Below are 13,878 nucleotides of genomic sequence, written 5' to 3' on the forward strand. Positions count from 1 at the left end.
TGCGGCGGGTTGATACGACGGGAGGTGGAAATTTGCGAGGGAAAAACGCTTCCAGATGATCATCTTGGGGAAGGACTGCGTGGCAAACATGTTGTCGTGAATGGCAAGGGGAGATGTCCGCTTTACTCAGTGCTGCTGTTTCCAGCGTGGATCGACAGCCTTTCCAGGTCACCCAACAGCAGGTGATAGGCATCTTCCTGCGCACCACCCGCAGGCTGCCGCAACACCCAGGAAGGGTGCACAGTCGCAAAGCCCCGTGTGCCATCTTCCAACGTGTGCCAGCGGCCACGGTCGCGACCCAGGTTGAAGCCGGGGCCAAACACGGCACGCGCTGCACTGGCCCCCAGGCAGACGATCACCTTGGGGTTCACCTGTTCAATCTCCGCCAGCAACCATGGCCGGCACGCATTGATATGGGTGACCTGCGGTTTGGAATGGATGCGTCTCTTGCCGCGCCGCTCATAGCGGAAGTGCTTCACCGCGTTGGTCAGGTACAGCGTGTTGCGATCGATGCCCAGTTCCTGCAGCGCCCGGTTCAACAACTGCCCCGCCGGCCCGACGAAGGGGTGGCCGCTCAGGTCCTCCGAATCGCCGGGTTGCTCGCCAACTAACATCACCTGCGCATCGCGCGGGCCTTCACCGAACACGGTCTGGGTGGCCGGCTCCCACAGCGGGCATCGGCGGCAGCCAGCGGCAGCGCTGCGCAGTTCATCAAGTGAGTCGCCATTGGCGGTCGCCGGGACGCGCACGGGAATGTGCTGCTCGGGAATCCGCCGCTGTGGTGCCTGCGCTTCGCGGTCATGCATTTCCTGCACGCGGTCACCGGCATCGCGTACAAGCGTGGGCAGCAGGCTCGCCTCCGGCAGGTGCTTCCAGTACCTGGCCGGCATTTCCTGCTGCATCATCCGCGTGTTGAGCCGGGCAGGGTTGAAGATGTTGGCGTAGTAGGTGCGCCACAGCTCTTCGCGCGCATCCTCCACCGGCGCATCCGCCTGCTTGCTGCCGGGGCCGAATGCCAGCACCTGGCCGTCCCAGCGGGCACTGCGATACGGCGTGAGGATGGCCCAGCGCATGCCCGCAAAGCGGCGCGCGAAGAACGGCGCGACCCGATCCACGATGAAGTGATCGGGCTCGAACCAGGCGATGAAGGCATCCTCTTCGCCCGGTACTTCGCGGAAACGCACGAAGGCTTTCATCTTGTGGCTGTCGCGGCGCACCGCCTGGGCGAGGGCCATCGCACGCAGCACGTCCGGATCGGCCGGGTTGGTGAGCAGGCCACGCTCGCCGTGGGTGATCCGCCACAGCATGCGGTACAGCAGCGAGTGGCGCTGCGGATCGCGGTGGCACAGGCAGCTGGCGGCCAGTTCGAGGAACGCCTTCGGCACCGCAATGGCGGTGGCTTCAGCGTCAGGCACTGAGAGGGTGGCCAGCGCCGGCGCGTCCAGCAGCGAACCTTCACCCTCCTGCAGCCAGTCCAGCTGCTCCGGTGCGACGCGGTGCTGCAGCGCCCGCCGCGCGGCCTCACGCCAGGATTGCACCGACCACGACGGGTCGACCCGCACACTCCAGCGGTTCATGCGGCAGCGTCGGGAAACAGCGAGGCTTGGCGCGGTGGCGGTGCCAGCCGCGCGCGCAGCGCGGTGGGGTCATCCAGTGCGCGACGCGGGTGATGGTCGGCCAGCTGCACGAACGGCAGCAGTTTGCTCATCGGCGCGCGCAGGCGGGCCACGTCGGCCACGCGGAGGCGGCCATGGCGGCGTGCCATCAGCACGCGTTTGACGTTGCGCACGCCCAACCCGGGCACGCGCAGCAGCATCTCCTTCGACGCCACGTTGAGATCGACCGGGAAGCGTTCAGGGTGGCGGATCGCCCAGGCCAGCTTCGGGTCGATGTCCAGGTCGAGCATGCCGTTCTGCGTGGTATCGGTGATTTCCTCCACGCCATAGCCATAGAAGCGCAGCAGCCAGTCGGCCTGGTACAGGCGGTGTTCGCGCGCCAGTGGCGGTGCCTGCACCGGAAGCAGCCGGCTGGCGTCGGGGATCGGGCTGAAGGCCGAGTAGTACACCCGGCGCATGCGGTAGTTGCCGTACAGGTTGTCGGCAGCACCGAGGATCTGCTGGTCGCTGGCGCCGTCGGCACCGACGATCATCTGCGTGCTCTGGCCAGCAGGTGCAAAGCGCGGCGCACGGGCGCGGCCGGCGCGCTTGGCCGGGGCGGCAGGGGCGGGTGCTGAAACCGTGGTCGGCTTGGCCTCGCTGGCGGCCTTGGCCTCCTTGGCTTCTTCGATGCGCCAGCGCAGTTCACCCATCGCGCCGCGAATGGAAGGCAGCGATTTCTCTGGCGCGAAGCTGCTCAAGCCCTCCTCGGTGGGCAGCTCGATGTTGATCGACAGGCGGTCGGCGTAGCGACCGGCCGCCGCCAGCAGTTCGGGCGAGGCTTCCGGAATGGTCTTGAGATGGATGTAGCCGGAGAACCGGTGTTCCTCGCGCAGCTGGCGCGCCACTTCCACCATCTGCTCCATGGTGTAGTCGGCATTGCGGATGATCCCGCTGGAAAGGAACAACCCTTCGATGTAGTTGCGCTTGTAGAAATCCATGGTCAGCGCGACGACTTCGCCTACGTTGAAGCGTGCGCGCGGTACGTTGCTGGAGACCCGGTTCACGCAGTACGCGCAGTCGTAGATGCAGAAGTTGGTGAGCAGGATCTTCAGCAGCGATACGCAGCGACCGTCGGGGGTGTAGCTGTGGCAGATGCCGGCGCCTTCGGTGCTGCCGATGCCGCCGGACGCGCGCGAATCCCGCCGACCCGCGCCACTGGAGGCGCAGGACGCGTCGTACTTGGCGGCATCGGCCAGGATCGCCAGTTTGCGTATCGTCTCCATGCGGAAACGGTAGGCAAACCCAATCTCATCCCGTGAGACTGATTATCGGGAAGGTGAAGAATTCAGGTTCAGAAGGTCACCTTCACCGAGTCGGCGCTGTAGGTCGCCGGGCCGTGGTACACGACCTCGATGTTGTTGCCGTCCGGATCGATCGCGAAGGCGGCGTAATAGCCCGGGTGGTAGGGGCGTTCGCCGGGCGCGCCGTTGTCCTTGCCGCCAGCGGCCAACGCCGCCTTGTGGAAGGCATCGACGGTGGCGCGGTCGCGGGCCTGGAAGGCCAGGTGGTGGCGGCCGGTCAGTTCACCGGCGGCCGCTTCGCTGTCGGCGGTGGAAATGAACAGCTCATCGGCCCAAAAATACGTATCGCCCTCGCCGGCGATGGGAATGCCGATGGTGTCGAACACGGCCCGGTAGAAGCGGCGGCTGGCCGGCAGGTCACGCACGATCAGTTGCAGGTGGTCGATGAGCCGGCCGCGGTGCAGTTCCATGGTTTCCATGCGGGTTCCTTCGGGTGGAAAGGAACGCAGGTATACCACCGGCGGTGCACGCCCGCCTTGGCAGGGCGTGCACATTGTTGAAGCCGGGGCGGTCAGCTGATCGGGGTGTTGGAGATGATCTCCACCCAATAGCCATCCGGGTCCTTGATGAAGGCCAGGTGCTTCATGCGGCCGTCTTCCAGGCGCTTCTGGTAGGGCACCTCGAGGTCATCGAAACGCTTGCAGGCGGCGTGGATGTCCGGCACGGAAACGCAGATGTGGCCGAAGCCGCGCGGGTCCTGGTTGCCGTCGTGGTACACGCGGCCTTCCTGGGTTTCGGTGCCATGGTTGTGGGTCAGTTCCAGCACGCCCGGAAGGCCGGCCATCCACACCCGGCGGGCGTCGTCGCCCTCGGGGATGGACGTGCCCGCCGGCAGCAGGGCCAGGAAGTACAGGCTGAACTGCGCCTCGGGGAAATCGCGCTGGTCGAGCAGGCGGAAGCCGAGCACGCGGGTGTAGAAGTCCAGCGAGGCGGCGGCGTCCTTGACGCGCAGCATGGTGTGGTTGAACACGAAGCCGGTGGTTTCGGCCGGCGGCTGGGCGGCAACGCCCGGCTGGGACTGCAGGGAGGCAAGGCTCATGGGGGATCCTGTGGGGGGGCCGCGCAACGCGGCTGGCCGTTCATTTTAGCGGGGCGGCGGCAAGGGGACGTAGAATGCTGCATCTTCCTGGCCCGTCGTCGACATGTCGCAGCGTGAATGGGTGGCCGCCGCCATCCGCAAGATCGAAGCCGATTTCAACCGTTCGGCCGATACCCACCTCATTCCGATGGACCTGCCGGGCCACCCGGGCATCGAGCTGTACTTCAAGGATGAATCCAGCCATCCCACCGGCAGCCTGAAGCACCGCCTGGCGCGCTCGCTGTTCCTGTACGCACTGGCCAACGGCTGGCTGCGCGAAGGGCGGCCGGTGATCGAGGCGTCCAGCGGCTCCACCGCGGTGTCCGAAGCCTACTTCGCGCGCCTGCTGGGCCTGCCATTCATTGCCGTGATGCCGGCCACCACCTCGCCGGAAAAAATCGCCGCCATCGAATTCCATGGCGGGCGCTGCCACCTGGTGGAGCGCGCCTGCGACCTGAACTGCGATTCGGAAAAGCTGGCCCGCCAAACCGGCGGCCACTTCATGGACCAGTTCACCTATGCCGAGCGCGCCACCGACTGGCGTGCCAACAACAACATCGCCGAATCCATCTTCAAGCAGATGGCCGAAGAGCCGCATCCGGTGCCGGAATGGATCGTGTGCAGCCCCGGCACTGGGGGCACCGCCGCTACCCTGGGCCGTTATGTCAGCTACCGCCGGCATGACACCCGCATCCTGTGCGCGGACCCGGAAGTGTCGGTGTTCTTCGACGGCTACCGCGCCGCGCTGGCGGGCGAGCCGTGGCGCGAACTGACCTGCAGTGGCGGCTCGCGTGTGGAAGGCATCGGCCGTCCACGAGTGGAATCGAGCTTCATCCCGACCAGCGTGGATGCGATGGTCAAGGTGCCCGATGCGCTGAGCCTGGCGGCGATGCGCCACGTCAGCCGGCAACTGGGACGCCGGGTCGGCGGCTCTACCGGTACCAATTTCGTCGGCGTGCTGCATGCCGCCGAGCGCATGCGTGCGGCCGGGCGCAGCGGCTCGATCGTGACCATCCTGTGCGACAGCGGCGAGCGTTATGCGCACAGCTACTACAACCCGGACTGGTACCCGCGGCAGGGCATCGACGTGGAGCAGGCCGATGCGGTGATCGCGGCGGCCGTTGCCGGGCAGGGCCTGCCGGAGCTGCCCAACGCCGCGCTGGAAGCCCTGTACTGAGCGCCGCAGGCGGGTGAACGGCCACGAACCCGTGGCCGGCGGGGCTTGTGCAGCGCAGGGTCCGGTGCCATATCGTGGGAAACGCCGGCGTACCGGCCCTGCTGTCTGGAGACCCCTGTGACCCCTGCCAATCCCCTGCTCGATTTTTCCGGCCTGCCCCGTTTCGATGCGATCCAGCCCGAGCACATCGGGCCGGCCATCGACACCTTGCTGGCGCAGGCCGAAGCCGCGGTGAAAGCCGCCGAAACCGTGCAGCCGGTCAGCTGGGCCAGCTTCGTCGAGCCGCTGGACGATGCCACCGAACGCCTGTGGCGCGCCTGGGGCCAGGTCGGCCACCTGCAGGCGGTGGTGAACACCCCGGCGCTGCGCGAGGCCTACAACAGCAACCTGCCGAAGGTGACCCGCTTTGGCAGCGCGCTCGGCCAGAACCTGGCGCTGTTCGAGCAGTACCGCGCGCTGGCCGCCACGCCGGAAGCGACGCAGTACGACCCGGCGCGGCGCAAGGTGCTGGACAACGCACTGCGCGATTTCCGCCTGGGTGGCGCCGAACTGGACGAGGCCGGCAAGGCGCGTTACAGCGCGATCCGCGAGGAGCTCTCGGCGCTGTCGGCAACGTTCTCGCAGAACGTGCTCGATGCGACCGATGCATGGTCGCTGCACGTGGAAGACCGCAGCGAACTGGCCGGCCTGCCCGACGATGTGGTCGCCGCTGCGCGCGCCGCCGCAGAGAAGGATGGTCGTCCAGGCTGGAAGCTGACCCTGCAGATGCCGTGCTACCTGCCGGTGCAGACCTATGCAGAACACCGCCCGCTGCGCGAGACGCTGTACCGCGCCAACGCGCTGCGCGCCTCCGAGTTCGGCGATCCCAAGCTGGACAACAGCGCGCACATCGATCGCGTGCTGGCGCTGCGCGCCGAGCTGGCGACCCTGCTGGGCTTTGCCAACTACGCCGAGTACTCCATCGCCACCAAGATGGCCGACGACGCGCCGCAGGTGCTGGGTTTCCTGCGCGATCTGGCCGGGCGTGCCAAGCCCTATGCGCAGCGCGACCGCGCCGAGCTGGACGCATTCGCACGCGACGAACTGGGCCTGCCTGCGTTGGAAGCGTGGGACCTCGCCTTTGCCTCCGAGAAACTGAAGCAGGCGCGTTACAGCTATTCCGAGCAGGAAGTGAAGCAGTACTTCACCGAGCCGAAGGTGCTGGAGGGTTTGTTCAGCGTCATCCACGGCCTTTATGGCCTGCAGGTGCAGCCCGACCAGGCGCCGGTGTGGCATCCGGACGTGCGCTTCTTCCGCCTGGTCGATGCGCAGGGCGCGCTGGTCGGCCAGTTCTACCTGGACCTGTACGCGCGCGAAGGCAAACGCGGCGGCGCGTGGATGGACGACTGCCGCAACCGCCGTGATACCGCGCAGGGCGTGCAGACGCCGCTGGTGTATCTGGTGTGCAACTTCGGCAAGGGAGCTGATGACAAGGCCTCGACCTTCAGCCACGACGAAGTGACCACGCTGTTCCATGAAATGGGCCATGGCCTGCACCAGCTGCTGACCCGCATCGGCGAGCTGGGCGTGGCCGGCATCAATGGCGTGGAATGGGATGCGGTGGAGCTGCCCAGCCAGTTCATGGAGAATTTCTGCTGGGAATGGGACCGCGTGCAGGCCATGACCGCGCATGTGGACAGCGGCGAGCCGCTGCCGCGCGCGCTGTTTGACCGGATGCTGGCCGCGCGCAATTTCCAGAGCGGCATGTTCACCGTGCGCCAGCTGGAGTTCGCGCTGTTCGACATGCAGCTGCACAGCAGTTTCGATCCGGTGCAGGACAGCGTGCTGCAGCTGCTGGAACGCGTGCGCGACGAAGTGGCGGTCAACCGCCCGCCGGAATGGAACCGCTTCCCGCACCAGTTCAGCCACATTTTCGCGGGTGGGTATGCGGCGGGCTACTACAGCTACAAGTGGGCCGAGGTGCTCAGCGCCGATGCGTACGCCGCATTCGAGGAAGCGCCGGAGCAGGTGGCCGAAACGGGCAGGCGCTTCCGCGATGAAGTGTTGTCACGGGGAGGCAGCCGGAGTGCAGCGGAGAATTTCGCGGCGTTCCGCGGGCGTGCGCCGAACGTGGACGCGTTGCTGCGTCACAACGGCATGGCCGGTTGATGCGATGGGTACCGACCAACGGTCGGTACCTACCGGTACGACCGTTGGTGCGCACGCACCATTGATCCGGGTAGGTGCCGACCGTTGGTCGGCACGGCGGTGAATCACTCGGCGTAGATCATCGTGCGGCTCATGCCGCCGTCGACGATGTGGTCCTGCCCGGTGATGAGGCCGGACAGGTCCGAGAGCAGGAACACCGCGAGCGCACCGATGTCTTCCGGCTGGCCGACGCGCCCCACCGCATGCTGGGCATGGTCGCGGCGCGACAGCTTCGGCGTGCGCCGCCGTGCCGGGGCCTGCCAGGCATCGGTGGTGATCCACCCGGGGCTGATGCTGTTGACCCGCACATCGGGCCCGCTGCTGATCGCCAGCGCGTGGGTAAACGCCACCAGCCCGCCCTTCGCCGCCGCATAGGCTTCGCTGTCCGGCTCGGACTGCCAGGCGCGGGTGGAGGCGATGTTGATGATCGCCCCGCCGGCCTGCGCACGCAGCGCTGGCAGTGCGTGCTTGCTGCACAGGAACGCCCCGTGCAGGCTGGACAGGCGGCGCTGCCATTCGGCCAACGTCATGTCAGCCAACGGCGTCCCATGCGCGCTGGCGATGCCGGCGTTGTTGACCAGCCCATCAATCCGCCCGAAACGCTTCAGCGCAGCCTTGACCAGCGCCTGCACGCTGCGTTCGCTGGCGACATCCGCACGCTGGAACGCGGCGCGCTCCGGCAGTGCCCATTCCTTCAGGCAGGCGCGGCCGGCGTCGGCGTCCAGGTCGGCGATCATCACGCTGCCGCCGGCGCCCAGCACCGCCTGCGCGATGCCACGACCCACGCCCTGCGCGCCACCGGTGACGATCACCACGCGGTCGCGCAGCGGTTGCGCGGGCCAGTCGGTGATGGCCGGGGTCAGTGGCACCGGGGGGTGTCCTTGCGGCCGAGCAGGCGGGTCCAGCCTTCAATCCCCAGCTTGTCGAGGGTTTCGATGTTCCGCTCGACGATCACGTCCGGGTCCGGGAAGGCGGCCACGGCGCGTTCCACGCTGTCTTCGCGCAGCAGGTGCAGGGTCGGGTAGGGCGCGCGGTTGGTGTAGTTGCTCACGTCATCCGGCGCGACCCCGGCGAACTGGTACTGCGGGTGGAAGCTGGCTACCTGCAGGATGCCCTGCAGGTCCAGCGCTTCGATCGCGGCATCGGCGTTGTCGAGGAAGTCGTTGTAGTCCAGGAAATCGGTCAGCACGTCCGGGTGCACGATCAGCGTGGTGTCGATCTGCTCGGCCGGGGTGTCGCGCAGCAGCACCAGCTCTTCGGCAAGTTCTTCCACCAGCGCTTCGACGGTGGTGGCGTCGCTGAGCACGAAGCGCACCTGGTCCTTTACGTACACCGCCTTGGCGAACGGGCACAGGTGCAGGCCGATGACGATCTGCTCCAGCCAACGCCGGGTTTCCGCGATGGGATCGCTGCCGTCCGGCGCGGTGTCGGCGATGAGGGGCATGTCATTCATGGGCAATCAGTCGCGGAAATTGTCGAACTGGAGCGGGACCTCGAACGTTCCCTTTTTCAGCAGGGCCATCACGTCCTGCAGGTCGTCGCGCTTCTTGCCGGTCACGCGCAGCTTGTCGCCGTTGATCTGGCTGTCGACCTTGAGCTTGGCTTCCTTGATTGCCGCAGCGATCTTCTTGGCGACCTTCTGTTCGATGCCCTGTTTCACGGTGATCTTCTGGCGGGCGCCGGCGAGGTTGGTTTCGATATCACCGAATTCCAGGCAGGCGGCATCGATCTTCCGTGCGGTCAGGCGCTGGCGCAGGATGTCGGTCATCTGCTGCAGCTGGAAGTCGCTGGGCGCGGACTGGCTGATGACGCTGTCTTCCAGCACGAACTTGGCATCCACGCCCTTGAAATCGAAGCGGGTGGACAGCTCCCGGTTGGCCTGGTCGACCGCATTGGTCAGTTCGTGGATGTCGACTTCGGAAACGACGTCAAAAGAGGGCATGGGGCAAACTCCTGCAGGTGAAGCCGCCATTCTAACAACCCCGCATGGACGTCCCGGCAAGGGTGGTGATAATGGGCCATGGAATCCCAACGTACCCCCACCCGTGCCGTCGCCTGGATGCTCATGGCCGTGGCCTGCTTCTCGCTGATGGATGCGGGCATGAAGCAGTTGTCCTCCAGCTATCCGACCCTGCAGGTCACCTTCCTGCGTGGCGCGGCGTCGCTGCCGTTCGTGCTGGTCTGGGTGCTGGCCACGGCCGGCCCGCGCTCGCTGATTCCGGTCCGGTGGGGCCTGCACCTGCTGCGCGGGCTGCTCGGCATGGCCATGATCGGGTGCTTCGTGTTCGCCCTGCGCAGCCTGCCGCTGTCCACCGCCTACACCATCTATTTCGTGGCGCCGCTGCTGATCGCCGCGCTGTCGGTGCCGCTGCTCGGTGAATACGTCGGGCCGCGCCGCTGGATCGCCATTGGCATCGGCCTGGTCGGGGTGCTGGTGGTGCTGCGTCCCGGCGTGGATGGCTTCATTTCCATTCCGGGCCTGATGGTGCTGCTGGCGGCCACCGCCTATGCGGTCGCGGCGATCACCGTCAGCATGCTGACCCGCACCGATACGCCGCAGTCGATGGTGGTCTGGTTCCTGGTGATCCTGGCGCTGGGCGCCGGGTTGCTGGCGATCCCGGACTGGCAGCCGCTGCAGTTGCGCCATGGCTGGCTGATCGCCGGCATGGGCCTGGCCGGGGCGGGTGGCCAGGTGGCGCTGACGCGGGCCTTCCAGCTGGGCGAGGCCTCGCTGATCGCCCCGCTGGAATACACCGGGCTGGTCTGGGTGATCGGCTGGGACCTGTTGTTCTGGGGCGTGCTGCCGGACCGCTTCACCTGGCTGGGCGCGGCGATCATCGTGGCCTCCGGGCTGTACCTGCTGCACCGCGAGCGGGTCCGCCAGGTGCGGGCGCCGCAGCCGCTGGACCATCCCTGAGCGCCGCCGGGCGGGCGATGACGCCGCCTTATAATCAAACGGAATATGATTCGCTGCTGCCGCGCGGGCCAGGGCCGTCCCGCGCTGGTAGGCTGCACGCCCCCTCCCGTCGATGCCCCGGTTGACCGCGAAGTGATCGAGTTCCAGCGCCTGCACAAATCCTATGCCGTCGGCGGCCGCGCGATCGCCGCGCTGCAGCCGCTGGACCTGACCATCGAGGCCGGCGAAGTGTTCGGCATCATCGGCCATTCCGGCGCGGGCAAATCGACCCTGATCCGGCTGATCAACCGGCTGGAAGAGCCGACCGGTGGCCGCCTTCTGATCAACGGCGAGGACGTCACCGCGCTGGACCGCGACGGCCTGCGCGCGCTGCGCCGGAAGATCGGCATGATCTTCCAGCACTTCAACCTGCTGTCCTCGCGCACGGTGGCGGCCAACGTGGCCTTCCCGCTGGAGCTGGCCGGCACCCCGCGTGCGGACATCGACGCACGGGTAAGCGAACTGCTGCATACCGTGGGCCTGGAGGCGCACGCCAACAAGTATCCGGCACAGCTGTCCGGCGGCCAGAAGCAGCGCGTCGGCATCGCCCGCGCCCTGGCCACCCGCCCGCAGATCCTGCTGTGCGACGAAGCGACCAGTGCGCTCGACCCGCAGACCACCGCCTCGGTGCTGAAGCTGCTGGGCCGGATCAACCGCGAGCTGGGCCTGACCATCGTGTTGATCACCCACGAGATGGATGTGATCCGCCGCGTCTGCGACCGCGTGGCCGTGCTCGATGCTGGCCACCTGGTAGAAACCGGGCCGGTCACCGAGGTGTTCCTGCACCCGCAGCATCCGACCACGCGCCGCTTCGTCAATGAATCCGAGCAGGTCGACGAAGGCGAGCTGCACAAGGATTTCGACGCCGTGGCAGGGCGCATCGTGCGCCTGACCTTCCTCGGTACCGATACCTATGAGCCGGTGCTGGGCCGCATCGCCCGCGAGACGGGAGTGGACTACAACATCCTGTCCGGTCGCATCGACCGCATCAAGGACACCCCGTATGGCCAGCTGACGGTATCGCTGGTGGGAGGCGATGTGCAGGCCGCGCAGGCGGGGTTCGTTGCGGCCGGCGTCCACCTGGAGGAGCTGCGCCGATGATCATCGCTACTGCGGGCGGGTTCTTCCGCCATCTCGACGCGGCCAAATGGGCCGATATCGGCCAGGCCACCGTCGACACCCTCCTGATGCTGGCCGGCTCGCTGCCGCTCACGCTGGCCATCGGCCTGCCGCTGGGCGTGCTGCTGTTCCTGACTGGTTCGCCGCAGCTGCACCGCAAGCCGGTGCTGTATGGCGGGCTGGCGCTGCTGGTCAACCTGCTGCGTTCGGTGCCTTTCATCATTCTCATGATCGTGCTGATTCCGATCACGCTGTGGATGATGGGCACCTCGCTCGGGGTACGCGGCGCGATCGTGCCGCTGGTCATCGGTGCCGCACCGTTCTACGCGCGCCTGGTGGAAACCGCGCTGCGCGAAGTGGACCGCGGCGTGATCGAAGCCAGCCAAGCGATGGGCGCCACCACCTGGCAGCTGGTCAGCCGGGTATTGCTGCCCGAAGCACGGCCGGGCCTGATCGCCGGTGCCACCGTCACGGTGATCGCCCTGATCGGCTTCACCGCCATGGGCGGCGCGATCGGCTCCGGTGGGTTGGGCGACCTGGCCTTCCGCGACGGCTACCAGCGCTCGCACACCGACGTGGCCCTGGTCACCGTGGTGCTGCTGCTGGTGCTGGTCCAGCTGCTGCAGATGCTGGGCGATTGGCTGGTAGGGCGGTATTCGCGCAAATAATGTGCTGGAGCCACGCCCTGCGTGGCTTGGCTTGGCCTCTTGTCCGCATGAATACTTGCGCTACGGGCCGTGGTAGTACGAAATTAAGCTTGGATCCTCAGGCGTTCCCGCTAGATGTCTACTCGTAAATTCAATATCTTCAACAGTCGGCGGTACCAAGTCCGAATCGATCAACAGGAACTGTATCGGTTGATTGCCTTCGCCCTGCGCAATCCTGTAAATCTCCCGATATAGAGATTCAACCAGAGCGGGGTTCTCATCGTCACTGATGTTCTTCGTCGGGCTGTCTATCACCAAAACCGATGGCACAGGGAGGCCGCGCTCTCTGGCGGTCTCGTGAATTGCGAGTGCGTAACACACGTTAAAAAGCGTCTTCTTTCCGCCGCTTCCGGCTTCCCAGAAATTCCATTCTTGATCTCCGTGAAGAATTTCAGGGCGCCATGTCCGAGTGTCGATGATCACATCGTCTTCCGTGGAGACGCCGGGGAATCCAATTGATAGCATAATTTGCTTGAAGCGATCGGCTATGGCGGAAACGTTGCTGTCTGCGAGTCGGAGGCTATCCGCCGCATGTTTTAAAGAAGCTCTAGTTCGATCAATGACCGCTTCAAGGATCGCAGCCTCCTCCTCCAGCTCGGAGATGGCCTTCGGCATCATCTGAAGGCGCTCAAGCGAGTGCACACGCTCTTGTAACGTTGCCTCCTTCCTATCCAGCTCCCTCAGTGTCTCCACTGACGCGGAGTCATAACGGAGAAGGTCCATGGATAACTTATAGTCTGCGGCGCGCTTATCCTCTCGGAGCAGCGTGAGCTGCTTCTTGGCGCGAGCAAGAGATTTTTGGCGTCTGGCGATTGAGTCAGAAAGCTGGTCGATTCTGTCGTTCAACTCTCGTCTTGCGGCCTCAAGTTTTACGCTGTCGACCTCCCGAGCTTGAAAAATAGGGGAGCAGCAGAGTGTGCAGGAGTCCACGCTCGTGCGCGACGAGATGTCCGCCGCACAGCGGGGGCAGGTCCTGAATGGGACATCACCAAGCACGTCTCCGGCCCATTCTGATCTGGAAGACTTCAACTTGGCGGTTACAAACTCTGCCTTCAAGGCGCGTTGCTCGCTGACAGTCGCCTCCATCTCCGATATAGAGCTCTCCGTCCCAGCAATCTCCGCATCCAGACCGCGAATGCTGGCTCTTAGGGGTTCTGTTGGATGAATGGCCGCACTTCGCCCAGCCTCAGCGATTGTTCTGCTTGCCTTGAGTCCTGCCAGTTCTGACGTGGTTGCCTCTATCCTCGCTTCAACGTCAATCTCTGATCCAAGCTCAAACTTTTCCATGAACTGACGTATCTGTTTGGCGGCTTCTCGCTTCGCTTTCTGTTCGTCAATCGCTGCGTACAGGGCTTGCTCAAGCTCGTTCATCCGCAGAGAATGAAGGCCTGTGAAGAATCGCATGGCATCTTGGCTTTTGCGTCCTTTAAATGGATCTTCGAGACGGAAGAACGATGAATCCAAGTGTTCTTGCTCCAGATAGCAGTACCACCAGATATCTCTGAAGCTGAGTCGTACCAATGGTGAATCCCAGTCTCGTCGGCTCTTTCGAACTTTTATGGGTGTCACTCCGCACAAGTAAAAGAGCAGATCGCTCAAGTTGCAAACCTGCTCTCCCGCGATAAGCGCTGGGCCCGCTGCGATGGTGGCATTGACTGACTCCGATTCAGCGACATCCCCTGTATAGGAGGCCTG

Annotated in this window: 13 protein-coding genes; 5 read left to right on the plus strand and 8 right to left on the minus strand. The window is 65.4% G+C overall.

What is annotated here, in order from left to right:
* Positions 1-122: 122 nt before the first annotated feature.
* The 4 genes from SOM39_RS07275 to gloA form a co-directional block, all read right to left on the minus strand.
* On the minus strand, positions 123-1,577 hold the full coding sequence (locus SOM39_RS07275; protein ID WP_320457932.1) for a UdgX family uracil-DNA binding protein: 1,455 nt from the start codon (positions 1,575-1,577) through the stop codon (positions 123-125).
* Positions 1,574-2,881: a putative DNA modification/repair radical SAM protein gene (locus tag SOM39_RS07280; RefSeq protein ID WP_320457933.1), complete on the minus strand. Its 1,308-nt coding sequence runs from the start codon at positions 2,879-2,881 to the stop codon at positions 1,574-1,576. Before SOM39_RS07280 ends, SOM39_RS07275 begins: the two co-directional genes overlap by 4 nt.
* Positions 2,882-2,949: 68 nt before the next feature.
* Positions 2,950-3,378, minus strand: a complete 429-nt coding sequence (locus SOM39_RS07285) for a VOC family protein (RefSeq protein ID WP_320457934.1) — start codon at positions 3,376-3,378, stop codon at positions 2,950-2,952.
* A 92-nt stretch (positions 3,379-3,470) separates the two neighbouring features.
* Entirely contained in the window at positions 3,471-3,998 is a 528-nt protein-coding gene (gene gloA / locus SOM39_RS07290; protein WP_320457935.1) for a lactoylglutathione lyase, read from the minus strand.
* A gap of 103 nt (positions 3,999-4,101) precedes the next feature.
* On the opposite strand from gloA, the gene SOM39_RS07295 reads away from it, so the two are divergent.
* Entirely contained in the window at positions 4,102-5,214 is a 1,113-nt protein-coding gene (locus SOM39_RS07295) for a PLP-dependent cysteine synthase family protein (RefSeq protein WP_320457936.1), read from the plus strand.
* Positions 5,215-5,331: 117 nt separating this feature from the next.
* Positions 5,332-7,362, plus strand: coding sequence for a M3 family metallopeptidase (locus tag SOM39_RS07300; RefSeq protein WP_320457937.1), 2,031 nt, complete (start codon positions 5,332-5,334; stop codon positions 7,360-7,362).
* 104 nt (positions 7,363-7,466) lie between these two features.
* Here the strand turns inward: SOM39_RS07300 and SOM39_RS07305 are convergent, their stop codons facing one another.
* Genes SOM39_RS07305 through SOM39_RS07315 form a run of 3 tightly spaced genes read right to left on the minus strand, consistent with a single transcriptional unit; the run spans position 7,467 to position 9,343 of the window.
* Positions 7,467-8,270 carry an SDR family oxidoreductase gene (locus SOM39_RS07305; protein WP_320457938.1) on the minus strand — a complete coding sequence of 268 codons (804 nt, stop codon included), beginning with the start codon at positions 8,268-8,270 and terminating at the stop codon, positions 7,467-7,469.
* Complete coding sequence (locus SOM39_RS07310) at positions 8,261-8,854, minus strand: DUF1415 domain-containing protein (protein ID WP_320457939.1); 594 nt, start codon at positions 8,852-8,854, stop codon at positions 8,261-8,263. Before SOM39_RS07310 ends, SOM39_RS07305 begins: the two co-directional genes overlap by 10 nt.
* 6 nt (positions 8,855-8,860) lie before the next feature.
* A complete protein-coding gene (locus tag SOM39_RS07315; RefSeq protein ID WP_095362991.1) occupies positions 8,861-9,343 on the minus strand; it encodes a YajQ family cyclic di-GMP-binding protein in 483 nt (160 codons plus the stop codon).
* A gap of 78 nt (positions 9,344-9,421) precedes the next feature.
* Here SOM39_RS07315 and SOM39_RS07320 point away from each other — a divergent pair, with 78 nt between their 5' ends.
* From SOM39_RS07320 to SOM39_RS07330, 3 genes are all read left to right on the plus strand, one after another.
* Complete coding sequence (locus tag SOM39_RS07320) at positions 9,422-10,318, plus strand: DMT family transporter (RefSeq protein ID WP_095362990.1); 897 nt, start codon at positions 9,422-9,424, stop codon at positions 10,316-10,318.
* Between the two features lie 132 nt (positions 10,319-10,450).
* Complete coding sequence (locus SOM39_RS07325; protein WP_249834390.1) at positions 10,451-11,458, plus strand: methionine ABC transporter ATP-binding protein; 1,008 nt, start codon at positions 10,451-10,453, stop codon at positions 11,456-11,458.
* Entirely contained in the window at positions 11,455-12,144 is a 690-nt protein-coding gene (locus SOM39_RS07330; RefSeq protein ID WP_217535714.1) for a methionine ABC transporter permease, read from the plus strand. The genes SOM39_RS07325 and SOM39_RS07330 overlap by 4 nt, the downstream gene beginning before the upstream one ends.
* Before the next feature lie 60 nt (positions 12,145-12,204).
* Here the strand turns inward: SOM39_RS07330 and SOM39_RS07335 are convergent, their stop codons facing one another.
* Positions 12,205-13,782, minus strand: coding sequence for a hypothetical protein (locus tag SOM39_RS07335; protein WP_320457940.1), 1,578 nt, complete (start codon positions 13,780-13,782; stop codon positions 12,205-12,207).
* Between the last annotated feature and the right edge of the window lie 96 nt (positions 13,783-13,878).

It is taken from the genome of Stenotrophomonas sp. CFBP8994 (assembly GCF_034044835.1).
GTDB lineage: Bacteria > Pseudomonadota > Gammaproteobacteria > Xanthomonadales > Xanthomonadaceae > Stenotrophomonas > Stenotrophomonas rhizophila_A.